24 protein-coding genes are annotated in these 25,738 nt (G+C 58.8%); 10 read left to right on the plus strand and 14 right to left on the minus strand.

Annotation, left to right across the window (positions count from 1 at the left end):
• A complete protein-coding gene (locus H567_RS0113575) occupies positions 1-1,281 on the minus strand; it encodes an ABC transporter substrate-binding protein (RefSeq protein ID WP_028321819.1) in 1,281 nt (426 codons plus the stop codon).
• 929 nt (positions 1,282-2,210) lie between these two features.
• Between H567_RS0113575 and H567_RS0113585 the strand changes: the two genes are divergently transcribed.
• The 6 genes from H567_RS0113585 to H567_RS24940 all read left to right on the plus strand — a co-directional run bounded on the left by H567_RS0113585 (position 2,211) and on the right by H567_RS24940 (position 9,182).
• Entirely contained in the window at positions 2,211-3,350 is a 1,140-nt protein-coding gene (locus H567_RS0113585; protein WP_028321820.1) for an acyl-CoA dehydrogenase family protein, read from the plus strand.
• Between the two features lie 345 nt (positions 3,351-3,695).
• Positions 3,696-4,031, plus strand: coding sequence for a YhbY family RNA-binding protein (locus H567_RS0113590; RefSeq protein ID WP_028321821.1), 336 nt, complete (start codon positions 3,696-3,698; stop codon positions 4,029-4,031).
• A 9-nt stretch (positions 4,032-4,040) separates the two neighbouring features.
• A complete protein-coding gene (locus H567_RS29340) occupies positions 4,041-4,559 on the plus strand; it encodes a J domain-containing protein (RefSeq protein ID WP_028321822.1) in 519 nt (172 codons plus the stop codon).
• 9 nt (positions 4,560-4,568) lie between these two features.
• A complete protein-coding gene (locus H567_RS0113600) occupies positions 4,569-5,219 on the plus strand; it encodes a radical SAM protein (protein ID WP_028321823.1) in 651 nt (216 codons plus the stop codon).
• A 138-nt stretch (positions 5,220-5,357) separates the two neighbouring features.
• Positions 5,358-8,609 carry a hypothetical protein gene (locus H567_RS0113605; protein ID WP_153306194.1) on the plus strand — a complete coding sequence of 1,084 codons (3,252 nt, stop codon included), beginning with the start codon at positions 5,358-5,360 and terminating at the stop codon, positions 8,607-8,609.
• 21 nt (positions 8,610-8,630) lie between these two features.
• The gene (locus H567_RS24940; protein WP_051184856.1) at positions 8,631-9,182 is read left to right on the plus strand and encodes a DUF1318 domain-containing protein; all 552 of its coding nucleotides are present in this window, start codon (positions 8,631-8,633) and stop codon (positions 9,180-9,182) included.
• A gap of 63 nt (positions 9,183-9,245) precedes the next feature.
• On the opposite strand, the gene H567_RS24945 is transcribed toward H567_RS24940, so the two are convergent.
• Entirely contained in the window at positions 9,246-10,175 is a 930-nt protein-coding gene (locus H567_RS24945; protein ID WP_161626625.1) for a DUF3108 domain-containing protein, read from the minus strand.
• A 221-nt stretch (positions 10,176-10,396) separates the two neighbouring features.
• Between H567_RS24945 and H567_RS0113620 the strand changes: the two genes are divergently transcribed.
• Entirely contained in the window at positions 10,397-10,939 is a 543-nt protein-coding gene (locus H567_RS0113620; protein ID WP_028321825.1) for a Slp family lipoprotein, read from the plus strand.
• A 217-nt stretch (positions 10,940-11,156) separates the two neighbouring features.
• Here H567_RS0113620 and H567_RS0113630 read toward each other — a convergent pair whose 3' ends face one another.
• The 5 genes from H567_RS0113630 to cbiM are packed head-to-tail and all read right to left on the minus strand — an operon-like array spanning position 11,157 to position 14,549.
• A complete protein-coding gene (locus H567_RS0113630; protein ID WP_028321827.1) occupies positions 11,157-11,687 on the minus strand; it encodes a hypothetical protein in 531 nt (176 codons plus the stop codon).
• On the minus strand, positions 11,674-12,444 hold the full coding sequence (gene nfi / locus H567_RS0113635; RefSeq protein WP_244155475.1) for a deoxyribonuclease V: 771 nt from the start codon (positions 12,442-12,444) through the stop codon (positions 11,674-11,676). The genes H567_RS0113630 and nfi overlap by 14 nt, the downstream gene beginning before the upstream one ends.
• Positions 12,431-13,147, minus strand: a complete 717-nt coding sequence (locus H567_RS0113640) for an energy-coupling factor ABC transporter ATP-binding protein (RefSeq protein ID WP_035254503.1) — start codon at positions 13,145-13,147, stop codon at positions 12,431-12,433. The genes nfi and H567_RS0113640 overlap by 14 nt, the downstream gene beginning before the upstream one ends.
• Positions 13,138-13,899: a cobalt ECF transporter T component CbiQ gene (cbiQ, locus tag H567_RS0113645; protein ID WP_028321830.1), complete on the minus strand. Its 762-nt coding sequence runs from the start codon at positions 13,897-13,899 to the stop codon at positions 13,138-13,140. Before cbiQ ends, H567_RS0113640 begins: the two co-directional genes overlap by 10 nt.
• The gene (cbiM, locus tag H567_RS24950) at positions 13,896-14,549 is read right to left on the minus strand and encodes a cobalt transporter CbiM (RefSeq protein ID WP_051184859.1); all 654 of its coding nucleotides are present in this window, start codon (positions 14,547-14,549) and stop codon (positions 13,896-13,898) included. The genes cbiQ and cbiM overlap by 4 nt, the downstream gene beginning before the upstream one ends.
• Before the next feature lie 366 nt (positions 14,550-14,915).
• On the opposite strand from cbiM, the gene H567_RS0113655 reads away from it, so the two are divergent.
• Complete coding sequence (locus H567_RS0113655) at positions 14,916-16,517, plus strand: AMP-binding protein (protein WP_028321831.1); 1,602 nt, start codon at positions 14,916-14,918, stop codon at positions 16,515-16,517.
• A gap of 89 nt (positions 16,518-16,606) precedes the next feature.
• On the opposite strand, the gene H567_RS0113660 is transcribed toward H567_RS0113655, so the two are convergent.
• Both H567_RS0113660 and acd read right to left on the minus strand, forming a co-directional pair.
• Positions 16,607-18,340, minus strand: coding sequence for an acyl-CoA carboxylase subunit beta (locus tag H567_RS0113660; RefSeq protein ID WP_028321832.1), 1,734 nt, complete (start codon positions 18,338-18,340; stop codon positions 16,607-16,609).
• Positions 18,341-18,360: 20 nt separating this feature from the next.
• Positions 18,361-19,524 carry a glutaryl-CoA dehydrogenase Acd gene (gene acd, locus H567_RS0113665; RefSeq protein ID WP_028321833.1) on the minus strand — a complete coding sequence of 388 codons (1,164 nt, stop codon included), beginning with the start codon at positions 19,522-19,524 and terminating at the stop codon, positions 18,361-18,363.
• Between the two features lie 737 nt (positions 19,525-20,261).
• Between acd and thrC the strand changes: the two genes are divergently transcribed.
• Together thrC and H567_RS29865 are read left to right on the plus strand one after the other, a co-directional pair.
• Positions 20,262-21,725, plus strand: coding sequence for a threonine synthase (gene thrC / locus H567_RS24955; RefSeq protein WP_051184861.1), 1,464 nt, complete (start codon positions 20,262-20,264; stop codon positions 21,723-21,725).
• Between the two features lie 174 nt (positions 21,726-21,899).
• A complete protein-coding gene (locus tag H567_RS29865; RefSeq protein WP_084517308.1) occupies positions 21,900-23,201 on the plus strand; it encodes a (Fe-S)-binding protein in 1,302 nt (433 codons plus the stop codon).
• Between the two features lie 150 nt (positions 23,202-23,351).
• Here the strand turns inward: H567_RS29865 and H567_RS29195 are convergent, their stop codons facing one another.
• The 5 genes from H567_RS29195 to H567_RS0113705 all read right to left on the minus strand — a co-directional run bounded on the left by H567_RS29195 (position 23,352) and on the right by H567_RS0113705 (position 25,735).
• Positions 23,352-23,525 carry a hypothetical protein gene (locus H567_RS29195; protein ID WP_167330938.1) on the minus strand — a complete coding sequence of 58 codons (174 nt, stop codon included), beginning with the start codon at positions 23,523-23,525 and terminating at the stop codon, positions 23,352-23,354.
• Positions 23,522-23,827, minus strand: coding sequence for a hypothetical protein (locus tag H567_RS0113690; RefSeq protein WP_028321836.1), 306 nt, complete (start codon positions 23,825-23,827; stop codon positions 23,522-23,524). The genes H567_RS29195 and H567_RS0113690 overlap by 4 nt, the downstream gene beginning before the upstream one ends.
• An 18-nt stretch (positions 23,828-23,845) precedes the next feature.
• On the minus strand, positions 23,846-24,151 hold the full coding sequence (locus H567_RS0113695; protein ID WP_028321837.1) for a DsrE family protein: 306 nt from the start codon (positions 24,149-24,151) through the stop codon (positions 23,846-23,848).
• A 25-nt stretch (positions 24,152-24,176) separates the two neighbouring features.
• A complete protein-coding gene (locus tag H567_RS0113700) occupies positions 24,177-24,416 on the minus strand; it encodes a sulfurtransferase TusA family protein (protein WP_028321838.1) in 240 nt (79 codons plus the stop codon).
• 116 nt (positions 24,417-24,532) lie between these two features.
• Complete coding sequence (locus tag H567_RS0113705; protein ID WP_028321839.1) at positions 24,533-25,735, minus strand: YeeE/YedE thiosulfate transporter family protein; 1,203 nt, start codon at positions 25,733-25,735, stop codon at positions 24,533-24,535.
• Between the last annotated feature and the right edge of the window lie 3 nt (positions 25,736-25,738).

The raw sequence follows: 25,738 nt of genomic DNA on the forward strand, positions 1-25,738 counted from the left end.
TTACTGCCTCTTGTGAAACCACGAAGGAAGCATAATTTCACCCATCTTAATCGTCTCAGGGAAAATAGTGACTCTTTTTCCATTCTGCCACTGTACGATGGTGCTGACAGCTCCATCCTGTGGATTAAAATCCGGCGCAAAAATTATTTCATTATTTTCATTAAACCGCATCCGACCATATACCCCTAGCAAATCAGTTTCCTTTAAAGCCTTCCTTACCAAATCTGCATCTAATGTTCCAGCCAGCTCAATAGCATTTTTCAACAAGTAAACGCCCATATAGCTCGTTGATATTCCGTAAGCATCGGGTTCACGGCCATATTCCTTTGTAAAAGCCTCTACAAATTTCATGGTCCATGGAGTTGCATTTGATGGGGCATTACCGGCGTTCAGGAGATCAACAATGAAGTATTCTCCCTTTTTTTCTGTACTGGACCACCATCCTACATGCTCTGCCGGACCCATATAGCCAAACGGAAGAGCAGGAATTTTGAAATCATAGTATTGTTTTGCCAATATCGTAAGTTCCGGCATATCCATCCAGATAAACAAGATATTAGCACCTTTATTCTTAGCTGAGAGCAACCCCATCGAAAAATCTGTTGTACCAGTCGGATAAACATCTTCCCCCAAAATTTCGAATCCTTCATTAGCAGCAAGTTTTGCTACAGCAGAACCGGCTGCTCTCGCATGTTTAACATCTTGCACCATTATATATATTTTATTAAAATTGAATGTATTTCTAAAATGTTTAAGCATTGACATGTGTACATTTTTTATTTCAAAAGACACATCGCCAGTTAGTCTGAATATAAAAGGATATTTTGCGCCGTCTCCGAATTGAGGGGAATATGTTCCAGTTGTAACGATCCAGATTTTTTTGTAATTATTAACCATATCTCGTGCTGCGAAGGAGGCTTCAGATCTAACAGGGCCACCAATAAGGAAATCAGCTTTTTTCTCTGTTATTAGGCGTTCTATAGCGAGTAGCGCATCTGTGACGGGAACTCCAGGTTCCATTGCGCGCGTATCACCTACAACAAGCTTGAGAGGGCGCGTTTCACTGCCAACTTTTACCCCTCCCGCGGCATTTATCTCCTTTATTGCAAGCAGTTGTGCATCGCGACAATCAGGTCCATAGAAAACACTCATTGAAACAGGACAACCTATTATAATGGGTTTTCCTTCTGCTTTTGCAATATCAGGGAAGCCCAGGTGAGAAACAAAAGCCAGTCCAAAAACCACCTGAAACACAATGGCCCACAACCCTTTACTTTTCATACTGGCACCCTCCGTCTAGATTTTGAAAGCCATGGATCTATAAAAACGAACGTTTGTGTTTATTTTGGTCAAAAATTTTTTTTTGTCAAGGAAAACTTAACAGGCTGTGATTAAAATTTTCGAGGTTTTTTAGAAAAGCCTTTGATAATAAAGAATAGCTATGAATAGGGATGCAAAATAATTTATATTATATACCCATAGGAAAGGAATGGCCCATGAGATTGGGCGATTGCCGCTTGTTTGTTCTACGTTAGCGCAGATTCTTACGGACTGATATTACAGGTTTTATGGCCGGTTGGAAGCAGTGCTTGGAGTGGTGGGGTTTGGGTTTTCTGATTGAGCCCCTAAGAGGTCTTTTTTTTGTGCTCGTCCCCTTTTCGTGATATTTGCGTTTTTGCCTAGTGCGCGTGTGAAGGCGGTGCTCTCCATTTCTTCGCTTAGCTGTTATCCCCTTCCGTGGCATTCTATTTTCTGATTCTACTTTTGGATGTTTTTTTATGGTTTTTGTATTTATTTTTCATCAGCTTATAAATTTTTTCCGCAAGGCAAAAGATAAACAGTTCCGTTTCATTCATTTGTATGGATTCATCGTAGTGTGAAGAAATATTGCGAGGGTTCATTGAGACCAGTTTGAGAAAATCTATAAAATGGGTTGAAGAAATTTGTTTTTTAGTGTAGAAAGCTTTTCCCTGTCTTAAGGCAAACATGAAGTGAATATAGTGCAGCTTCTAAGTGCGCTTTCGATTATTGTTAGGAGAATTCGGTCGTGGTCCAGATAACAGAAGTTTGTGCAAGAGATGTGCTGGGCTAAATTCGAGTATTCTGAGAGGACGGAATAGAGATGGCATATCAAGCGTGTTATTTATAATTGCTCTCGAAGGCATTCCGGTAGGACTTTTGAGATTCCGACTATGTAAAGGGGGAATCAGATGGATTTCGATCTGACAAATGAACAAAAAGATATTCGGCAAGCGGCTATGGAGTTTGCCGAAGGAGAGTTTCCGGAACTGGCCCGTGCGTGCGATCGAGAAGAGCGTTACCCGGTGGAACTGGTGCGTAAAGCTGCAGGGCTTGGATTTATTGGGGTCAATTTACCAGAGCTTTATGGGGGCAGCGGCTATGGATACCTTGAAAAATGCTTGATTTGTGAGGCTTTCTGGCAGATTGACCCTGGTTTAGGATCGGTGCTAGTTTCGGCTGCTTTTGGAGCCGAGATGATTCTTCTATTTGGGGAAGAGGCCCAGAAAAAGACTTGGCTGGAACCGATCACGAGCGGGCAAGCGGTCATGGGTTCAGCCATCACGGAGTCCGATGCGGGGAGTGATGTTGCCTCGGCAAGAACCGAAGCACGTTCCGATGGAGATTTCTATATTATCGAAGGGAGCAAAATGTTCATCACGAACGGGAATGTTGGCAGCTATTTCCTCGTATTCTGCGTAACTGATCCCGATAATCTTTCCAAACATCAGCGACACAGCATTATACTTGTTGAAAGGGAGAGGCGTGGTTTCGAGTCCAGCAAGCTTCAACACAAACTTGGAATACGAGCTTCCGACACGGCTGAGGTGGTATTCAAAAAGGTTCGAGTTCCAAAGGATCACTTGATCGGTAGAGAGGGGCGAGGGTTTCAGCAACTCATGGCGTTTTTAAATTTGACCCGCATTCACGTGGGTGCTGAGGGTGTAGGTATCGCCCAGGGGGCGCTTGACCGCGCGATCCGGCACCTCAGGGGACGAAAACAATTCGGACACAGCCTTGGCTCTTTTCAGGTGAATCAGTTTAAGATAGCAGAGATGGCTACTAGAACTCACGCTGCGCGCAACTTGGTCTATGAAGCCGCTTTCCGCGCGGACAAAGGAAAGCCAGATCAGGCACTAACTTCCATGGCCAAGTGGTACGCAGGCGAAACCTGCGTTTATGTCGCCCAAGAAGCCCTTCAAATTCACGGTGGGTACGGTTACTTTGGGGAATATGACATCGAACGATTTTACCGTGACGCCAAAATCATCGAGATTTATGAAGGCACAAAGGAGATCGAAAAATTCATCATTGCTAAGTCATTAATATAAATTGTAAAAAATGAATTAAAAGGACGAAGTTTTCCGGCTATGATTCTGAGTGATAGGATGAACTTGATTATTGAAATTAGGTTCGTCAAGGGCTCGCCTATTCCGTTCCTCAGGTGAAAAAGATCGACGATGATGGTTCTTGTTTGTACAGAAAACGGTGATAGGTTAAATTTCATTTGGAACCTTTCTTTTTCGCCCGGGGCTTCGCGTGCAAGCGGCCATCCCAGCGGGATGAGTCGGGGCGGTATGAAGGGTTCGACCCGCGAAGCGCCGCGCCGGGACAGGGTTTCCCGTGGCGTTTGAGGCCGCTTGAGCCGGACACGATCTATGGAGTATATGAATTCGATGCATCGACTCGACAGTTCACAGCGAAAATATTTGCGCGGTTTGGCACATCGTTTGAAACCGGTCGTTCTAATCGGACAGAAGGGCCTGACCGGGGGTGTCGCCCAATCGATCGATCAGGCCTTGGAAGCCCATGAACTGGTCAAGGTGAAATTCATCGATCTCAAGGAAAAGGGTCTGAAGGAAGCGATCGCCCTCGAGATCGAGCAGAAGATGGAGTGCCAGTCCGTGGGTGCCATCGGGCATACGGTGATCCTCTACCGCCGGCAGAGTCAGCCGGAAAAACGGCGGATTGCGCTTCCGGCGGCCCGAGAGGATGAGGGGGCGAAGGGATAGGGGCGATCGATGGATCAGAAGCGGTGCTACGAAGTGCTGGAGGTCGGTCCGGACGCTGACCCGGATGAGATTCGAAAGGCCTACAGGGACCTGGCCAGCGTCTGGCATCCGGACCGTTTTGCCGGCAATGAAAGGCTGAGCGGAAAGGCGGCCGAAAAGATCAAAGAGATCAATGTGGCCTATGAGACCCTGTCCGCTTCCTGGAAGAACCGTCCGGACAATGGGCAAGGGGGGGATCCTTCCCGGTCCGAGGCACGGGACGAACCGGAACGGGGGCGGCCGCAGCCGGAGACGGAAACCCAGCTGGAGCGTCTGGTCGAAACGGGCACCGGTCTGGTCCTCTCGGCGTATTCGCGTCTGTCACGGGCGGTCAGGAGTTGGCTCGAGAGCGGCGGCGCAGACGGTCCGGGCAGCCGACCGGCAGGCGGAAGAGGAGCCGGGGGCCTTGCAGGGGGAGCCGGGACCGGCCGGGGTTGCAGGCGTGCTGGAGGCGGCGGCCGTCGCGCGGGACGGGGACGGCGCAGATAGGCGGGGTGCATGGTGGACGAACTGCTCGTCAACGAGATCTTCTACAGCATCCAGGGCGAGTCGTCCTGGGCCGGGCTGCCGTGCGCCTTTGTAAGGCTCACAGGCTGCAACCTTCGCTGCTCGTATTGCGATACGCGCTATGCCTACGATCAGGGCCGTCCGATGGGGACGGAGGAGATCGTGGATGCCCTGCTGGGCTATGGAGTCGAACTGGTCGAGATAACCGGCGGGGAGCCTCTTCTTCAGCCGGGCACTCCCGCCCTGGCGGCTGCCCTGGCGGGCCGGGGTTGCCGCGTTCTCGTCGAAACCAACGGCAGCTTCGACATCGACGTCCTCCCGGAGGCGTGCATCCGGATCGTGGATATCAAGTGCCCATCCAGCGGGGAGGCGGCGCGGATGGATCTCGAAAATCTGCATCGGCTGAGGGCCGGAGACGAAGTCAAGTTCGTGATGTCGACCCGCGGCGACTATGACTACGCCCTCCGCATCCTGCCGCGCATCAGCGAGGCGAGCCCGTGCCGGACCGTTCATTTTTCACCGGTCTTCGGTGTCTTGGAGCCTGCTCGATTGGCAGCGTGGATGCTCGCCGATCGGCCGGAGGCGCGGCTGCACCTGCAGCTCCACAAGATCGTCTGGGGTGCGGACCGCCGCGGCGTGTAGCGGTGCGGCAAGCCGGGTATCCGGATCTCTGCAGCGGAAAGCGGCATCGGAAAGACGCTCATTGCCGATCGGAAAGCTGGAGGCATCCTGACGCTTCCTCAGACCGTGCCGGAGCGGGAATGCTTCCGAGGCGAGCCCATGCGCACTGGAAGAAAATTTCTCTGGATCGCCGTATGGACCGTGATGGGGTTCGCGGCCGCCTCGGGGGCCGCGGCGGTCTTTCTCTATCACAGGCCTGATGCCGTCAAACGGCTCCTGGAAAACGCCTTGTCCAGCCTCAGCGGGGCCCAGGTCGAAATCGGGGCGCTGCGGTACGGGATCGCCCCGTTCGAGATCGAGGCCGTCGATGTCCAGGTCCGCGCAGGAGAGGCCCCGGACAGCCTGATCCTTTCCATTCACCGCGCCCGCGCGGGTGCTGACTTCGAGGGGCCTTTCGGTCGCCGCCGCCTGGTGATTCGAGCCCTGCAGATCGATGGACCCATCGCGGAGCTTACGGGCGAGCCGTCCATCCTGGGCCGCCTGTCCACCCCGCCGGCTGCATCTCCATCTTCGGGTTTGGCCGACCATATCCTTTCCTACCTCCTCTTCAAAGAAGTGCGATTCGACACGCTGGATCTCTCGGACGGCCGCCTGTCCTGGCAGCATCCGGAGGCGAGCCTGCGGCTCGACGAAATCCGCGCGAACCTGCGGCCGGAGAGCGGTGCCACGGCTTCGTCCAGGGTCGAGGCGGTCTCTTCGGACGGACGGACGCGGCTGTCGATTCCCTCCGCAGGCCTTTCGCTGCCGCAGGGGTTGTCTTTAGACGGGCAAGGCGTTCCGTTCGAGATGCACATCGAAAGAGGGAACTTGGAAGGCCCTTCAGTGTCGGCCGGATCCCTCGCACTGCGATGGACGGCCCTCTATCGGGCCGAGAGCGGTCGGCTCAGCATCCAGTCCGCTGAAGGACGCGCAAAGACCGTTTCGGTCGACACCCGCGATTTCCGGTTTGTCTTCCCGCTTTCCTTCGAGCTGCCGCAGGGTGCAGAGGTGCGACTCGAAGGGATGCGGGCTGAAGTCCCGCGCTTTGCAGTCCGGATGGGAGAGGGGCTCGACCTCGCCGGATCGGCTGCAGCGGCGCTTGGGGATGCCCGTGAATGGCGACTGAGCGATTTGAGCGGCGCCGCCGATCTCGATGCGCTGCTCGGCTTTTTGCCTCCGTCTGAACGGAGCGCTTGTGGGACCGGTTTGAGCGGCACCCTGAGGCTCCATGGCAGCCTGGCCGCCCGCCTCGATGAAACGGGCTGGCGCCTGATGCCTGATCTCCAATTGACGGTCGATGATGGCGGCCTGTCCTGCCGCGTGTGGGAGGACAGGTTGCGGGCGGATTTCCGCTGCGGCGCCGCGGTCAAAGGCGCATTCCCCAGGCCGGGGATCAGCGCAGAATTCACCGGCAGGGGGATAGAGTTCGAAGGCCCCGCCGTGTCGCTTTCCGGTGCGGCGGCCAATTTGACGGTAGAGGGGGTCTATCCTGTCTTTCACGTTCGGGGGGTCGAATGTCGGATCCCCCGGTTCCAGGTGCGCACTCCGAAAGGTTCCGTTCCCATTCAGCCGATCGATGTGGATGCGCCTGCTTTGAGGCTGAATGTCCTCGATCGGACCGCAGATCTGGCTGATTTTGTGGTGCGCATCTTTGGCCGGGAGGGTCTGCGGGGGTCGCTGAACGTATCGCCTGCGGGGGTCTCGGGTGAGGTCGGAGCGAAGGATGTGCTGGCTCTCCTGGGGGGATCCGGTTTAGGTGTGCTGCCCGAGAGCTGGACGGTCGAAGGACGGGACGCCTTGACGGGTCGGTTGGCCTATTCGCCGCAGGCCGGATTTCGGGGGGACTTCGACTGGGCGTTGAAGGCGCTTCGATTCGAGAGCCCCGACGGAGTCTTCATGGGGGAAGGCATCGGGCTCGACGTCCGTTTGAGGGCCTCCTCGGACCGGCAGAGGCGGCGCATCCAGGTTGACATGCAGGCCGGCTCCAAGAAGGGGGAGATCCTCTATGACCGCTGGTACGCGGATCTTGCCCGACGCAGCGTTGCGGCGGCGATCGAGGCGGCAGTCCTCCCCGCTTCGGCTCTGCTGGACGTGAAAAAGGCTTCGCTCAGTGCGTCAGGGCTCTTCGATGCCTCCTTTTCGGGCACTGTCGAACGGTTTACCGATGCGCCGGCGGGCCGCCTGGCCGTCGAGGTCGAAGCCCCCGATCTTGCCCCGCTGGTGATCGTCTTCCTCAAAGAGCCTTTCCAGGATGTGCTGCCGGTGCTGCGCGGCCTCGATGCCGCCGGACCTTCCGAAGTGTCCATGACCCTGGATTGGGCGGGAAGGGATTGGCGGGCCAAAGGGTTCTGGGACTGGCGCGACGGCGCGCTGCGGTTGGAGGAGATGGACGTCGAGCTCCAAGGTCTCGATCTTCGACTTCCGGTATGGGCCGCTGGAGGGGGTTGGAAGGGGGCCGGCGGGCCGGGGCGGCTCGAGGGGCGCATGTCTGTGCGCAAAGCGGTCTTTCCGTTCGGGGCCCTCGAGGACGCCGCTTGGAGACTGGAGGCGGAGCCGAATGCCCTGCACGCGGATGCCACGATCGATTTTTCGGTAGCGGACGGCACCGTGCGTCTGAAGGGCCTGCACATGAACGATCTTTACGGGGAAGGGGCCTCGCTGAAGACGTCGGTCGAAATGGTGGATCTGGATGTGGGCCGATTCCTGGCCGATTTCTGGCCGCGTCCGGTGCAAGGGGCGTTGAACGGACGGTTGGATCCCGTTATAATGACGCAGCAGGCCATTCAGACGACCGGGGAACTCCGAATGGATCTTTTCGGCGGCAGGTGGGTCGTAAAGGACCCGGGTGCGCGCGCTCTCTTTACATCGGCGCCGGTCTTCCGACTGGATGCGCGCTGGCGGGATGTCCAACTCGGACTGCTGACGGCCGGAACGCCCTTTGGGAAGATGGAGGGATTGCTCGAAGGACACGTCAACGGCCTCGAGATTGCGGCGGGGCAGCCGCAGGCCTTCGACCTTCTGATGGAGACGGTGCCTCGAAAAGGGGTCCCGCAACGGATCAGTGTCGAGGCGGTCGACAGCATCGCCCGCATCGGAGGAGGGCAGAGCCCGTTTCTGGGGCTGGCCGGCGGTTTCGCATCGCTTTTCCAGGAGTTCCCTTACAGCAAATTGGGGATCCATGCCACACTGGCGAACGATCTCTTCCGGATCGACGGAACCATTCGGGAAGACGGCAAGGAGTATCTGGTCAAAAGGAGGGGATTCGCGGGGGTCAATGTGGTGAACCAGAGTCCGGGGAGCGCGATCGGCTTCAAGGACATGGTCAAGCGCATTCAGCGCATCCGGTCCGGCTCCGGTCCGGTGATCGATTAGATGTTTTCGAGGGAGGGTCGCATGGTTTCGAGACAGAAGAAGCTGGGCGTCATGGCTGTGTTCCTGGCCGGCGTGTTCGCCTGCGTGACGATCAACATCTATTTTCCTGCCGAAAAGGTCGAGTCGGTGGCGGGCGAGATCGTCAAAGACATCCGGGGCCAGGGGGCAGAAGGGTCCGAGGCCGTTCCGAAGAGTGAGCCCGAATCATCTCTGCAGGAGCGTTGGTTCGCGCTCTTCCCGTTCGTAGGCGCCGCCTGGGCCGAGGATGTGACGGTCGTGTCGAATCCGGCGATCAGGGCCTTGAAGGAGAGCATGAAGAGCCGTTATCCGTTGCTCCGTCCATTTTATCAGAAAGGCGCCATTCGGGAGGGGGACGACGGATTTGTGGTGCAGACCGGTTCCGGGGAGGTGAGCCTGAAGGAAAAACGGGATCTGAATACCCTGGTCTCGGCCGAGAATGCCGATCGTCGACGTCTTTATCAGGAGGTGGCCAAGGCGTTGAACATCGACCCCTCGCAGGTGGACCGCATCGGGGGCATCTTCGCCAAAGAGTGGCAAAAACCCGTCCGGTGATGAGGGACGGGAGGCGCGGCCGGGCGCAGGCGACCGGGATGTGCGGCCCTCTGCGGGGCGGCTTTACTCGTGAGGCTTTGGCCGGTGAGGCCAGTCGGTGCCGGAGACGTCGATGAGCTCTGCAATGAAGCTTCCGATGATCACCTTGCTTTTCAGACGCACAGGGATCCTGTATCGGTCCGCCGAGACCCAGACCTGGATCTTGGCGTCCTTGGCCTTTTCAAAGACCCCTCCCACGTGTTCGAGGGAAGGTTCGACCAGGAAGGTGTCGATCTCCCCCATGGCGCACTGAAGCTTCTCACGGCGGATGACCGTTGCGGTCCCCGTAATGCATTTCTTCCCATCGGTCACCGGCCCCGAGAGGACGGCGCCCACCTGAAGGTCCTCGAGGCGAAAGGCGTAGAAGATCGAAAGCGGGTCGAGGGATCCCGGCTGGATGGGCAATGGGTCCCGCCGCTCATCCATATTGGTGTACTGCGCCGTCCGCCGCTCCCAGTCGAAGGTCACCGTGACGTCCTTGGGGCGCCGCCCTTCGGATTTTTCCCTGTAGAGGAGGGTGCGCGAAACGCTTCGATCGGTATAGGCGTCGATGCGGTTGCGGACCTTGTAAAACAAGTCGATGACGGGATAGCTCCAGGCGGTGGCGGCGAAATGCAGGGCGGGGGTTTGGCCCACGCTGTCGGAAGTCAGGACCTCGAGCACCGCTTCCCCGGCAGGTATGAATTCCCACCGGGCTTGAAAAACCAGTCTTTCGCCGGCCTGGAAAGGAAGCGGCGGTTCGGCAGGTTCGGCCGGCGGCGACGCTGCCGCCGTCTGAGCGAGCAAGAGGAGCATCAGCAGACCGGCTCCTTTCATGATACTCGACCACTTCTTCGCCATCCATGGGATACTTGTCGATGCAGCTTCTTTTCCCCTTCCGAGGCTGCCGTCCAGACCCTCGTGAAGAGTGGAGGGCAAGAGCCCCTGCGGGCCGGTTTTTGGATCAACGTTCATTACGTGTTCGCATGCTTTCATGTCGGTTCTAACCCTTCCTTTTCAGAGCGGTTCCCATCCTGCTTCCCCTGTGTCTGGGCGGCAGGACCCCAGCGTTTCCTGTATTCTTACATTTTCAAAGGTTGACACGCCTTGAAACAGGATATTACCATGATAACCGGTTCTCAAGCGGAATGGGGCTTTTTTCGACCGGAATTCTGAGTTGGTTTTCGGAGGCTGCGATGCGAAGGGGCAGCGGTTCGGTGGCGGCGATGATCATCGTCTGCATCGTTATCGGCGGGGCGGGTTGCGCCTCGGTCATTTCACAGGATCTCCTGCAGCGGGCCGATCGGACCATCCGGTTTCAGGACCTGCGGGAACAACCCGGCCTGTACGAAGGGAAGATTGTCCTGCTGGGCGGAATGATCGTTTCAACCAAGAATCAGCCGGCGGGCACCCTGATCGAGATCGTACAGAAGCCGCTCGATTTCGAGAAGCGCCCGATCAGCGGGGATACGACCTTCGGCCGCTTCCTGGCGCTGTATGACGGATATCTCGACCCGGCCATATACGCTGAGGGCCGCGATGTGACGGTGGCGGGCCCGGTCATCGGCCTGAGGGAGCAGCCGCTGGGTGAAATCACTTACAGCTACCCCCTCGTGCGCGCTCAGGAGATCCATCTTTGGGCGGTCAGGACAGAGGATCGGGCCTATCCTTACCCCCCGGGCGGCTGGTGGGGGTATCCACCCTGGTGGCGTTATCCTTACTGGGGGCCATGGTATTGAAAACGGAGGGATGAGAACTTCCCCCGTTCGACCGAACGCCGGCCTGCCATCGTGAATTCAGCCGCTTGAAGGGCGATTTCTCCACCCGGCCCTTCTGTGTCGTCTCTGCCCGGGAATGGATTTCCTGTCCATCCCGGCATCGATCCGTGATTCGCTTTTGCGGCGATCTGCAGATCGCCTTCGCGCCATGGTGTGAAGAAACCGAAACCCGCCGCGATCATTCCCTTTCTTTGCGCTGGCGGAGCCACCGCCGCATGAACGTTTCGGTCTCGAGGCCCAAAAGCAGTTCACGCCCGGCGACGGCCAGCAGGTCCGCCGTCCCGGATGGCCCCAACGCCTCGCGCAGGGTCGGGCAAAGGAAGTTCACGCAGAAAGAATGCCTCGCCTTGAGCCGGCAACCCCTTTCACCCAGAAAAAGGCATTGCCCCTCGGCTTCGGGCCGGCGGGGAATGGAGACGTTCATCAGCCTGTTGATCAGCAGGATCTCCGGTTCATACCAGCCCTCAACCCCTTTGAAACAGCAGCTGCCGGAAGGCTGGCTGTCGCAGCGTGCGCAGGCGGCCACGACGCCTAGCGTGCGCATCCTTTCCTGGGTTCGGGAAATCGCCTCGCTGTAGGCATCGAGCAGGTCGGTGAGCGCTTTTTCGCGGGCCAGATCCCCGGCATATCGGTCGTACAGGGCATTCGCCTGATTGATGGACACGGCAACCGCGGCGTCCAGATTCTCGGTGTTTCTATCGAAAACCATGGAGCCCTCCTGACGATGCGAGCCGGTGAGCGTGGCGGGTGGTTTCGGGCAGCCTGTACCGTGTGGTGCAGGCCAGCACGAACCGGCGTGCAGTCATCAAACCGACGCGGTGGCCGATGGAGACATAGATGGGTTTTACTTCCGTCCGGGTGCGCAGGACGATCCCGATGCAATCCGTTCCGTCCTTGAGGAGGGCGTATTGCCCTTTGCGAAGCCCCACCGGACGGTGCGTCCCGATCAGCCGGCTCTTGGCGGCCCCGATGGTCGGGATGCCGGTCAGGAGGCCGAAATGGCAGGCGATTCCGAAGCGGCGGGGGTGGGCTAGTCCCTGGCCGTCGCAAATCACGAGGTCCGGGATTTGCCGGAGGTTTCCCAGGGCCTCCAGCATCACCGGGATCTCGCGGAAGCTCAGCAGCCCGGGCACGTAGGGGAAGGTCAGGGGCCGCTCGGCAACGGCCCAATCGCAAAGCTGCAGTTCCGGAAAGCTCAAGACCACCGCCGATGCCCGTGCGACGGAGCGCCGGGCGTCTAAACCGACATCCATCCCCGCCACGAAATGCACGTCGCCGAGACGGTCTTCCGTGACCACAAGTCGCGCGAGGGACTGCTGGATCGCCCGGGCCTCGGGGATGCCCACATCCCAGCGGTGCGAGAGCCCCCCGGAGCAGGCAGGGGCTTCGCCGGCTCCCGGCTCCCCGGTTGGCCCAGGGGAGGTGGAGGGCGCTTCGCCGGTCGGCCGGTTCTTACTCATGGGCATGAGGATAGGCCCCGTGTCGATGTCCGTGGATGTGGCGATGCAGTTTGACTTCTTCGTCCCATTGAATGCGGCCGTCGGCCATGGCGTAAACGGCCGTGGTCGTCTCCATCAGAAAATCGAGTTCGTGCGAAATGATGATGTAGGTGAGATCGAGACCTTTGAGCAGTTGAGTGAGCCTTTCCTTGGTCCGCTCATCGAGGCCCGCGGTCGGTTCATCCAGGAGCAGGACCTTGGGCTCCATAGCCAACACCGTGGCGAGGGCCACGAGTCGTTTTTCCCCGCCGGAGAGGCGGTGCGTAATCCGTCCCTCGAAGTGTTCGAGCCCAAGTTTCTCTAGTGTTTTCAAGGCGATCAACTGCGCTTCTTCGCGGCTTTTCCCCAAATTGAGAGGGCCGAAGGCGACATCTTCGAGGACCGTAGGGTGAAACAGTTGATCGTCCGCATCCTGAAACAGGAAGCCGATCTGCCGCCGGACGGACTCGAAGTCCTTTTCCTCGCGGACTTCCCGTCCGAAGATTTCGATCCTGCCCGAATCGGGCTTCAACAGCCCCATGATGAGATGAAAAAGGGTCGTTTTTCCTGCGCCGTTGGGGCCCATGAGGCCGATCCGCTCCCCCTCCCGAAGGGTCAGATCCGCGTGGTCCAGGACCGTTGCCCGCCCCGGATAAGCGAAGCTGATACCATCGAGCCGGATCAATTCCATCCCGTCGTCCACTCCAGCATGATCAATCCACTCATCGCGCATCCCGCTGCAAACGGCCAGATCCAGTCACGCCGGGCCAAGGTGAAGGTCTTGAGCGTCCTGAAGCGTCCGGTGAACCCCCTGCAGAGCATGGCCTGATGCACCCGCTCCGCACGGGCGCTCGCCCTGACGAAGAGCATTCCGACCAGATAGGCATAGGTCCGGTAGGTGTGCAGGCTGGTCTGCGGCCGGAAGCCGCGCATGCGCATCGCCCTTGCCAGACGCTCGTATTCCTGCTCGAGGACGAAAAGATATCGATACGTGAGCAGGAGCAACAGCACCATCTTGGCAGGAACGTGCAGGCGATGCAAGGCATAACCCAGGGTGGCGATCGGACTGGTGGCGACCAAAGCGATCAGCGCCAGGATGATGGCGTTGGATTTCAGGGTGATCTGGGCGCAAAAGCGCACGCCTTCGAGGCTCAGAGCGAACGGGCCGATCGATGCCAGCGGTTTCCCGGGAAAGGTGAAAGGCAAAAGAATCCACAGGAAAAGGATCAAACCGTTGGCGAGCCCGAGTCGCCGAAACAGCGCCCGGCTGTCCAGCCTGGCAACAGCGGCCAATCCGATCGAAAGGACGAGGGCGGTCAGGAGTGCCGGGAACCCTTGAAGAACGGCCACGAGGAAAGAATAGGCCGTCGCGAGGATGATCTTGAGCCTCGGGTCCGTCTGATGGAGCGGCGAACCGCCTATAGCAAAAGGCTCCTGGATCACTGTTGCGGGGGCCCGGCGGGAGAGTTCGAAAATGTGGCGGCCTCGAGGGGGTGGTTCCCCGGCAACATATGCGGCTGGACCTTTTTCAAGAAGGACACGCAGAACAGGGTCAGGATTCCTTCGATAATCATCACCGGCAGATTGGCGGCCACGATGAGGGAGGAGACCTTGAAGAAATTCTCCTCAGTGGAGATCAAGGCCAACCCGACAAGGATGGCGCTCAGGAAGACGGCGAGGAATCCGCAGGCGAAAGACGCCGTGAGACTCACGGCCGGCCTGCCGTGGATGAGGCGTGCAAAAAGAAGGTAGCAGATCACCGCCGGGGCGGCCATGATCACGGTGTTGACGCCCAGGGTCGTAATCCCGCCGTACTGGAAAAATAACGCCTGCAGGACCAGGGCGACCAGAATGGCGGGGAAGGCTGCCCAGCCGAGCAGCAGTCCGACGATCCCGTTCAGAACCAGATGGACGCTCGAAGGACCTATGGGGACATGAATCAGCGATCCTACGAAAAAGGCGGCAGCGAGCATCCCGGTCTGTGGGATGCGGTTGAAGTCCATCTTTTTGAAACCGATGCCCGTGCCGACTGCGGCCAGGACCATGCCCGAAATGAGGACAGGGGCCGAAAGGACCCCTTCCGAGATATGCATAGGCTATCCTCGGAAAAAGCGGCGCAACCTGAAGGGCTCCGGCCGCCATACCGCACAAAAAAAGCCACGTTAGCCATAGGATGCCACTTTAGGCCTTCGTGACCTGCTTGATCTTCAGACTTCCTGAAAAACCGCCGCGGGCTTCGTGCCCGCCTTGCACCACTTCTAACGCTGTCGCCGGCGGATGTCAATTGTTTTCTGGGTAGGCGCCGCTGCGGCCGGAGCCGTTCCACGAATCGTTTTTCCTGTGCTTGTCACCTTCGGGATCAAGTGATAACATCATCATCAGTCCGCCGGTCCGACGCTCAACCTTTTGAACCGGATTTCGAAGAAACCGCGAATCTTTTTGGGGAAAGGAGAGCCGCTATGGAAAAGGTGGAGAAGACGATCGGAAGTCTTTTCAGGGAAGTCGCATCCGCATATTCCTCGAGAGAGGCCTTGATCCATGTCTCTTCCGGCCTTCGCTTCAACTATGGGCTGTTGGATTGGGAAGCGGATCGTGCTGCGAAGGGGCTGATCCGGCTGGGGCTGCAGCCGGGAGACCGGGTTGCGCTCTGGGCCCCCAATGTGGCCGAGTGGATTGTAGCCATGCTGGCGCTGGCGCGGATGGGAGCGCTGATGGTGCCGATCGATCCCGAGGCCGAGCCGGCCGATGTGCAATACATCCTGAGCCAGTCCGAGCCGCGCGCCCTCATTGCCTGCAAGGAAACCGACCTGGAGGATTACATCGATACGATGTTGGAGATGCGCGACAGCGTGCCTTCTCTGGAACATATCATCCTGATCGCAGACGAATCCTTTCCCGAGACCGAGCTGTGGACGGAGGTCCTCGCGGGAGGCGAGGATGTCCCGCCGGAGGTCCTTTTGGATATATCGTTTGGTCAGCAGCCGAGCGATCCGGTGGCCATCATGTACACCTCCGGGACGACCGGCTCTCCGAAAGGAGTGGTTTTGGATCATGCGGGTTTGATCAACAAGTCCTTTTATAGCACCGCTCGTCAGGGGATTACGGCAGAGGACCGTCTTTGTCTCTATTTCCCCTTGTTTCACATGTTCGGGAACACCTGCGTAGCGCTTGCCGGATTGATCAGAGGGGCCTGCATCGTGATGCCCTGTCTGAGCTTCGACGCCTCAGCGATCCTGAAGGCCTTGAAAGAGGAGCAATGCACGGCGGTTTATGGGTCACCCAGCATGTTCATGGGGCTGGTAGAGCACCCGGAAAATCAGACAAAGCTCTGGGGGACCGTCCTTAAAGGGATCGTCGGGGGAGCGCCATGCCCCATGGAACTCATGCAGCGGTTGGTGGAGGAGATCGGCGTCGCGCGCATTACGGTCGCATACGGCATCACCGAGGCCTCTTCATGGATTACCATGACCGACCCGGACGATCCGCTCGATCTGCGGGTGGGCACCATCGGTCGCCCTCTGCCTTGCAATGAAGTCAAGATCGTAGATTCTGCGAGCGGCGAAGAGGTGCCGCCTGGGGACCGCGGTGAGCTTTGCACCCGTGGATTTCTCATGAAGGAGTATTACAAGATGCCGGCCGCCACCGCCGCCGGCATCGATCAGGATGGTTGGCTCCACACGGGTGACATTGCCCGGATGGATGCGAACGGCTACGTGACGATCTCCGGCCGGGTCAAGGACACCATCTTTCGCAACGGCGTCGAGATCCACCCGGTCGAGGTGGAAGAGGTGCTCTACAAGCGTCCTGAGGTTCTCGAAGCGCAGGTCTTCGGGTTTGTGCACCCGGAAAAGGGTGACGAGGTGGCCGCCTGGGTGCGCCTCAAAGAAGGGGCGGCTCTTTCCACGTTGACCTTGGCCGCCCATGCCAAGGACAACGTGCAGGACGAGTGCCTCCCTCATTTTTTCAAGATCGTGGATCGATTCCCGACGACGCGCAGCGGAAAGGTGCAGAAATATAAACTGGCCGAGATGGCGCGGGTGGAGTACGGGGGAGGCCTCTGAGGGCGGTCGGTGAAGTAAAACGGCTTTTGCGTCCGCCCGAAGACAGCCGCAAAAGCCGTGGTTTCAACCCGCAGATGCGCGGAGGTTCATCAGCCCTTGACAATCCTCGGGATCATCATGTGGTTCTGGGGGCAGATGGAGGTCGGGTTCTGGTAACAGCATCCGGCGAAGGCCGCGATGTATTTGCGCAGCAGCGGCAGGGAGACGATCTCGTCGACGAAGCCGCGTTTGGCGCAGTAGACCGGGCGGGATTTGTCGTAATACTCCTTCACCAGGGCGTTCATCTTTTCGATGACCGGCTCGAGGGGCCGACCGCCGTCCTTTTCCTTGACGAGGCGCCGTGCGAACGACGCGGCTGCGGCCGTCTCACCGTGCATGACGTAGATCTCCGTCATGGGGGTGCCCAGGGTGAAGGCGTTGTGGTTGTTGGCCGTGGGGCCGCCCATGATGTAGTGCGCCGCCGCTGTGCCTTTGCGCAGGACAACGCAGATCATGGGAACGTCCGTCTGCTCGATGGAGTAGATGAGCGACTGCCCCAGGCCCAGCAGTTCGGCCTTTTCAGCGATATCGCCCACGTCGATACCGGAGGTGTCCTGGAACCAGACGATTGGAACGCGGTCACGCCCGCACAGGGTCACGAACTCGTTCATCTTGATGAGACCCTGACGGTAGAGCTTGCCGCCGATGCCCATGTAATCCGCGTATTCCGGATACTTGGCGCCCAGGAACCCCTGGCGGTTGCCGATGAAGCCCACGAGGAACCCGTCGATTTTGGCAAGGCCCGTGTAGACCTCCGGACCGTAGCCCGGGCGGAACTCCATGTGCTCGCTGTTGTCGAAGATGCGTGAAAGGACTTCGTCGAAATTGTAGCTTCGCTTTTGGTTGAAGGCGACGAGGTAATCGAGGTCTTCTCCGGGGAAACGGGGTTCCTTCGGCTCGGCGACCCGGAAGAAGGCCGGATCGTAGGCCGGCATCATGTCCATGTACTTCTTGAGGGCGTCCAGGACCCCCTGTTCGGTCTCGTACACTTCCTTGAAAAAGCCTGTTTCGTTGTGATGGATAGGCACGCTGCCCGGGGGCACTTCCTTGAAGTGCCGGGTGGCCTCGATCAACTGCTCGGCCCCTTCCATGTCGAAGTAGCCCTTCGGGCTCATGCCGCTGACGATGCCGCCTCCGCCGACGGCGATGTTGGCGTCCTTGTGGGCGATCAACAGCGTCGGGCTGATGCCCTGGTAGCCGCCGCCCGCCGGGTTGGTTCCGTAGATCCCGGCCAGGATGGGCACTCCCACCTTTTCGAGTTCGGCGTGGCGGAAAAAGGTCGTGCCGTTGCCGCGGCGATTGGCGTAGACCTCTTCCTGCTCGGGAAGCTTGACGCCGCTGCAGTTGACCAGCCACACCAAGGGCACATGCAGGCGTTTGGCCATGTCGGTGACCCGGAGCTGGTTGTCGGCCTGCCCGGCGATCCATGCCCCGGCCATGACCTTGTTGTCGAACCCGATCACGACAGCCCACTTGCCGTTGATCTTGGCCAGGCCGTCGATGACACCGGTGGTCCCCTCCTCGTTGAACAGGGGGTCGTACAGGGTGTGCAGCGGGCACCAGGTGCCGGGATCGATCAGGTATTCGATCCGTTCCCAGACGGTCATCTGCCCGCGCTTCTTGATCTTTTCAGCCGGGATGCCCGCGTTTTTCACGGCCTCGATGGCCTCGGCCACCGTCTTCTCGACCTCGCGGATCTCCTTGACGTTCTGTTCCCCGGATTTCTTCTGTCCTTCGGTAAGCTCTTTACCGAAGGGTTCCATCTTCTCAAAATAGGGTCGCATGGTCTTCCTCCGTTTACGATCTACCGGTTTGCCTTCCGGATGCCGAGTTGATCGAGGGCCACGATCCACTTGCAGATGTTGGTGGACCCTTCGACGATCTGGTAGGTCGGGGCATCGCGGTAGTAGCGGGCCACGGGGTATTCCGTGGAGTAGCCGTAGGCCCCGAGGATCTTCATGGCCACCTGGGAAGCCTTGACGGCCACTTCACCGGCGAGGTACTTGGCCTGGGCGACCTCGAGTGTGTTGTTCAGGTTTCCCTGATCCTTCTGCCACGCGGCCTTGTAGACCACGAGCCTTGCCGCTTCGATCTCGCAGGTGATCTGGGCGATGAGGTCCTGGTTCATCTGGAACTGGCCGATGGGCTGGCCGAACTGCTCACGCTCCGCGCAGTAGGCGGTTGCGGCGTCCAGACAGGCCTGCGCGACGCCGATGCCGCCGGCGGCCGCCGAGAGGCGGGTCTGGTTCAGGGATCCGAAGACGATCTTGGCGCCGTCCCCGGGCTTGCCGAGGATGTTTTCTTTCGGGACCTTCGTGTCTTCCAGGTAGATCTCTCCGGTCGGTGAGGAGCGCGATCCCATCTTGTCCAGGTTCGTCGTGTGGATCCCGTTGAAGTTCTTGGGTTCGATGACAAAGGCCGAAAGGCCCCGGCCCCGGGCTTCTTTATCCGTGTAGGCATAAAAGATCAGGGCATCGGCGACCGAGGTGTTGGAGATCCAGGTCTTGGATCCGTTGATGAGCCAGTGGTCGCCCTTGTCGGCAGCCGTCGACTTCATGTTCATGACGTCGGAGCCGGCATTCGGTTCGGTGATGCCGAAGCCGCCCATGTATTCAGCGCTGACGAGCTTCGGGATGTACTTCTTCTTCAGGTCTTCCGTACCGTAGCGAAAGATCGTGAAGGCGCACCCGAGGGTCTGCATGTTGATCTGAACCCTGAGGGAACTCGAGGCCCGGGCGATTTCCTCCGTCAGGATCATGGCGGCCAGCCAGCCCATTTCATTGCCGCCGTACTCCTCGGGGATGACGGTGCCGAAGAATCCGAGCTCGCCCATGGGCCTGACGGCTTCTTCGTAAGGGAAATAATGCTTTTCATCCCATTCGTCCGCAAACGGGGCGATCTTTTCGGCGGCAAAGTCGCGCGCCATGTCACGCAGCATCTGTAGCTCTTCACTTAACTCAAATTCCATAAACATCTCCTCCTTTTTCATCCAGTTGGGGCAATCCCGCATGGCCACGCGCTGGCGTCAACGATCCGCCGATGTTTGTGCCCCATGATTGTTGATTCAACGGCTGCCAGGAAACTGGCCGCTTTTTGAACAGTATTCAAAAAATGCTATCTATAGAACAATCTATTTGGAATAGCAACCGGTAAATTTACATTGTAGCTATTTTCCAGATGCGCATCCGGAAAGGGGTTTTCGGCCGGTATCGGCGCGCAGTCCATGTGCCGCAGCGGCCTGCAGATCGCCCGTCAGGGTGCCGTCCCGCGGCGGATCGTGGAGACCTCGTGTCCATCCTGAAAGGATTTCCCTATACGACCTGGCTTCCAATCCGGAAGCGTAACCGGGACACCCGAATGGAGGGGCGTGCTCTTTGTTTTTTGACAAGTTCTGTCGAAAGTTTTAAAATAAAAAATTTCGAGTTTTGTAAATGGCTTCCATGCGGAAGCGACTTCCCGGTAGTAGCCGGATATCGATTCTGGATGAGGGTTTTTTCTTTACACCCTTCGGGTGCTCAGTCCCACCGCTTCGCGGCGGGTCCCGGTTTGGCAATATGAATGAAATCAATCACTTGTTCCGATGTAACTCTGGATCGCCGCACCAGTGAACGCGCAGATCGACGCTGAGATGGACCGCAAGGCCATTTCCGGATGGAAACGGAATGGTTTCGACAGGATGGCAGGGTAGGAAGGGTTTTGGATCCTATGGGAAAGATACGTTATTACAGTACGAACGACGCGAGCGAACGGGCGGACTTCAAGACGGCGCTGATGCGCGGGCTTGCATCCAACTACGGCCTTTATATGCTTGCGCGGGCCGATGTGCCGAAGATCCCCCGGGAGGTGGTCCGAGGCATGTCCGGGATGTCGTATGCGGAGATCGCCTTCGAGGTGCTGTATCCCTTCCTGGAGGGTGATATCGGGGAGCGGGCGCTTCGCGCCATCCTGAACGACGCGTACCGGGAAGAGGTCATCCCGACCGAGATCCAGCGGTTGACCGGCCGGACCTACATCATGTGGTTGACCCATGGACCGACATACTCCTTCAAGGATTATGCGGCGCGTTTCTTCGGGAGGATGCTCGATCACTTCCTCGAGGAGACCGGGGAGCGGCGCGTCGTCGCGGTCGCGACCAGCGGGGACACCGGCGGAGCGGTGGCCGATGCGCTGCACGGGCTCGAGAGCGTCGACACGGTCGTCTTTTTCCCGCAGGGCTCCATCACGGAACGGCAGCGGCGGCAGATGACCACGCTGATGGGGAATGTCTACGCCTTCGAGGTCAACGGGGATTTCGACGTCTGTCAGGCCATGGCCAAACGTCTTCTGGGGGACCGGCGCTTCGCCCGGGATTGCTTCGGGGACGCGGACCGGTTCACCTCCGCTAATTCCATCAGCCTGGGGCGGCTTCTGCCGCAGGCGGTCTATCCCTTCTTCGCCTGTTCGCGCATCCCGGCGGACGGTGAGCCCCTGATCGCGAGTGTGCCGTCCGGCAATTTCGGGGACATGATGGGGACCGTTCTGGCGAGGGAGATGGGCCTGCCGATCGGCAGGGTCCTCTGCGGCGTGAACGAGAACAGAGAGTTTCCGGAGTTTCTGGCGACAGGCGGCTACCTCGTGCGGCCGTCGGTCAAATCCCCTTCGTCGGCCATGATCGTGTCCAACCCGAGCAATTTTGCGCGGCTTGTCGATTTTTACGGCGGGCATGTCTTTGACCGGCGGGATGAGGCGGGCAAGATCATCGAGGAAGGTGTCATGGACCGTATGCCGGACCTGGAGGCGATGCGGCGGGACTTTTATTCCATTGCGGTCAGCAACCCGGACCATTACCAGGCCATCAGGGAGGTCTACGAACGGTTCGGGGTCATCATCGAGCCCCACGGGGCTGTGGGCTGGCGGACATTGGACACCTTCCTCGAGGGCCGGCACGACCGGCCGGCGGTGATCTACGAAACCGCCGACCCCGGCAAGTTCCCGGACGACGTCGAGAAGGCGATCGGCATCGTGCCCGCCGTGCCCGGGAGGATGGCGGCCCAGGCGCGGCTGGAGGAGCGCATCTACCGCGTCACCGAGCCGCCGTTCCGGAAGGGCGATGGGTCGCTGGTGCTGAGCGATACCCAGTACGAACAGGCCAAAGGGATCATACGGGGGATCTTCTGCTCTTCAAACTGATCGCTTTCGATGTCTGGGGCAGGAGACGGGGGGATCCGCACTCAGGCATTAAAAATTGACTTTCAGCATCGAAGTGTTTACTAATAAACAGCGGTTACTCGAAGCAAAATCCCCCGGCGATCGAAAAAACCTTCGGGGGGTGTTTTTTTATAAACGATAACAGGAGGGTGATGAATGGAGCCGATTGCTGTTAACCGTAAGGAGGGCAAACTCAGGGTCGCCCCCGAGTGGGCGGACGTTTGCTTTACCTGTGGGACCTGCGCCGGCGGCTGCCCGGTGACCGGCGTCGACGGTATGGACCCCAGGAAAGCCGTGCGCATGGCCGCCCTCGGGCTGGATCAGGAGCTGATCGACTCGCGGTTTCCCTGGGTCTGCACGCTCTGCGGCCGCTGCGAATACGCCTGTCCGCAAGGGGTGGAGATCCTCAAGATGATGCGCCGCGCCCGGACCCTGCGCGCGAGGGACAAGGTCCCCGGTCCGATCCACAAGGGCGTCGTGATGGATCTGGAAAGGGGGAACAACCTGGGCATCCCGAAGGAGGATTTCCTCTTTCTGCTGGCGGATCTGGGGCGGGAAATGGACGAGGACGAGGGCTTCCCAGGGTTCTATGTCCCCGTGGACAAGAAGGGCGCCAACGTCTTCGTGACGATCAATTCGAAGGAGCCTTTCGGCGAACCGGATGACATGAAGTTCTGGTGGCGGATCTTCTATGCCGCCAAGGAGGACTGGACCACCGCCTCGACCGAGTGGGAAGGGGTCAACTGGGGCCTTTTCTCGGGTGACGACGAATCCATGAAGACACTGGTCGGGCGCATTGTCAACCACATGGAGAGATTGGAGTGCAAGACGCTCCTGTTGCCGGAATGAGGCCACGCCTACTATGCGACCAGGCTTGGTCTGCAAACGTGGTACCCTGAAGTCTTCGAAAAGTACAAGGTGGTTTCCGTCCACGATCTCCTGAAGGAATACATCGAAACGGGACGGATCAAACTCGACAAGTCGATCCATCACGAACTGACGACGATCCACGATCCCTGCAACTACGGCCGGAAGAGCCAGAAGGCCTTCGGGCACGGCTATTTCGAGGAGCCCCGCTGGATCACCCAGCAGTGCTGCGAGAACTTCGTCGAGATGCAGCCGAACCGGATGAACAATTTCTGCTGCGGAGCCGGCGGCGGCGCCTGGGCGATGCCCTACGAGAACGAGCGGATCTACTACGGCCGCGTCAAGGCGCAGCAGATCGGGGACACCGGGGCGGAGCTGGTGATCGCGCCGTGCCACAACTGCCGCGATCAGATCATGAAGTCCCTGACGAAGGAATACGATCTGGGGATCGAGACCAAGTACCTCTGGGAACTGGTGGCCGATTCGCTGATCGTGGAGCCGTGGAGCGAAGAGGAGATCGAGCAGGCCCGGGCGCTCCGGGACGAGCAGTTCGAGCGCGACGGCATCGATCTCGAAGCGGAGATGTATTAGATCCCTCGAGCTGCGGGCTTTTCCATGAAGTCCGCAGCGAACCCCCCGTGCTTCAGCGTGGGGAGCGAAGAAAGCGATGAAAAGGCCGCAGGGCGTCGCCCTGCGGCCTTTGTCTTCAGTGCGCCCTGCCGCAGGGCGGCACGGTTCTTTCTACCACCAGGAGATGACCTGCTCGTTTTCGAAGATCAGGTCGATCAGTTTTTCGTAATCGGGCTGCCCCTCATAGAGGCTGACCTCCGTATTGTCCTGGCCTTCCGAGACGATCCCCTTCAGGAGGCGGGTCGTATCGTCCGGTGGGGTCTTGAGAATGTGCAGAATCTTCATGACAGGCTCCCAAACGGCACGATGAGGTCCATTTCCCTGAGCTTTCGGCCGATGTCCTCAAGGCTCATGTAGGTGAACCCGTGTTGATCGACGTTGACCTGGTTGTTCGAGAAGTACTGGCACTCCATATCCTCGAGCCATTCCAGGTTTTCCTTGTAGGCCTCGGTCATCTCCACTTCCACATCGATGACGAACATATACGAGTAGAAATTCTCGACAGCCAGTCCCAGCGTGGAGCGGGAGCCTTCCCAGAGATCCTTCTCGGTTCGGATCAGGAAGGCCACGTGCTTGATGTTTTCCATGGTTGTCCGATCCTCCTCCTAGAAGACGATGTAACGGTCGCAGTCCTCGATCAACTCGCCATGCCTGGCCTGGGTGGCGTAGTCCTTTTCGTCGATGCCCGGAACCGGCGGCTTCAGATGGTGGCTCTCGAATCCGACGTTGCACAGGGCCATCTTGGCGAGGCCTTCGAGTTCGCTGAATCTGGGGTCCTGCGTGAGCAGGGTGCCCGTATGGGTGAAAAAGATCGAGACCTCCACGTCTTTCCGGCGGGCGGCGAGGCACAGGTCGATCAGCTTGTCCAGATGCTGGTCGGAAGTGACGAAGACTCCGAGATGCTTGCCCATGAGTGACTCCTTTTCCGGATGGAGACTACTTCACTTTGATGTAGAAACGGCTGAATCCTTCATCTTGCTTTTCGCCCAGATATTCATTGCCGGACCGCTTCGAGAAGGCGGGGAGGTCGTTGCGGGTGCCGGGATCGGTGCCGAGGATCTCGAGGATCTGGCCGGATTTCATCGTGCCGATCAGCTTCTTGGTCTTGAGGATCGGCATGGGGCAGCTTAGGCCGCGGCAATCGAGGGTCTGGTCGGGGGTTACGTTGTCTACCATGATGTGTTCCTCCTTCGGATATAATAATCATGAAACGGGTCTTCGTTTTTCATCGGAAAAGGCACGCTTGCGGCTTTCCCGGAATCAGACTCAAAGGTTTCTCTCCCTGCAATGGTCTACAACTCGACGGTGAAGGCGTCCGTTTCCTCGTTCCAGGTAGCGGCTACGTAATAGGCGAAGAGAAACACCAGCAACAGGATGACGGTCCACCGGTACGTCAGGAAATCAGGCAGGAAAACGCGGTGGCCCATGATTTTGTTCAGGCCCTCCGATGTCATCATCCAGAGCTTGAAAAGCGAGGTCGAGAGCGCAAAGAAGACCACGGCGATCATGAGTTTGATCTGGCCTTCACCGGCGCGCCAGACCGAGCCGCTGCCGCAGCCTCCCGCCACCACCATGCCGACGCCGAAGATGATGCCGCCCACGAGGCCCCCGAACCAGAAGGCCTGGGGCACGTAGACCGATTCCTCCCGCAGGCCGGTCCACTTGAGGGCCGCAAAGCCGACGACGCTGATCATGAGGCTCAGGGCGATGGCACGAGCCACCTCTCCTTCGCCCGTCATGAAGGGGTCTCTGAAGCCGCGCACGAAGCAGAAGCGGCAGCGTTGAATGATGATTCCAAAAGCCAGCCCGCACAGGAGCAGGCCCCCCTCGCGGGTAAGAGCCTCGCGGCTGTAGGCGATGGATGCCGCGACCGCTCCGATGAGCACCAGGACCCCCAGATAGGGGGAGAGATCGCGCAGATGGAGGCCGCCCTTATCTCCCTCGCCGGCCGGGGCGTTTCCACTCGAGCCCGAGGGCAGGTGCTCCAGTTCCCAGTAAAGGTAGCGTATCCCCAGGTAGGCGCCGATGAAGAGCCCGATCATCATGGCAAGGCCGCTCAGCGACAGCGCGCTCAGGGCGGTGTAAAAGCCGCCGACATTGCACCCGCCTGCCATGGCGGCCCCCACGCCCATGAGGATGCCTCCGACGACGCCTTTGGCCAGTTCGAGCGGCGGGGCCATCCGCAGGGCGAACTGTTTCGAGAGGAGCGCCGATGCGAAGGCGCCCCACAAAAGGCCTATGGTCAGGATGGAGTTGGTGGCGGTGACGGGGGAGGTGGTGGGGAAGGGATAGATGCCTACGGCACTGAAAAACCAGTCGCCCCAGTTGCGGAGTCCGCCTGCCACCCCCCAGGGCCTGGCCCAGGCAAAGGTGATGACGCTCATGATCCCGATGAGCACTCCGCCCAGCCAGATAGGCCAGTTTTCGTAGAAAACGGCATGGTAGCCACGCCTCAGGATGCCGACAAGAACCGGGTTTCCTCTCTCCTCGCTCATGGT

The organism is Desulfatiglans anilini DSM 4660 (assembly GCF_000422285.1).
Taxonomy (GTDB): Bacteria; Desulfobacterota; DSM-4660; order Desulfatiglandales; family Desulfatiglandaceae; genus Desulfatiglans; species Desulfatiglans anilini.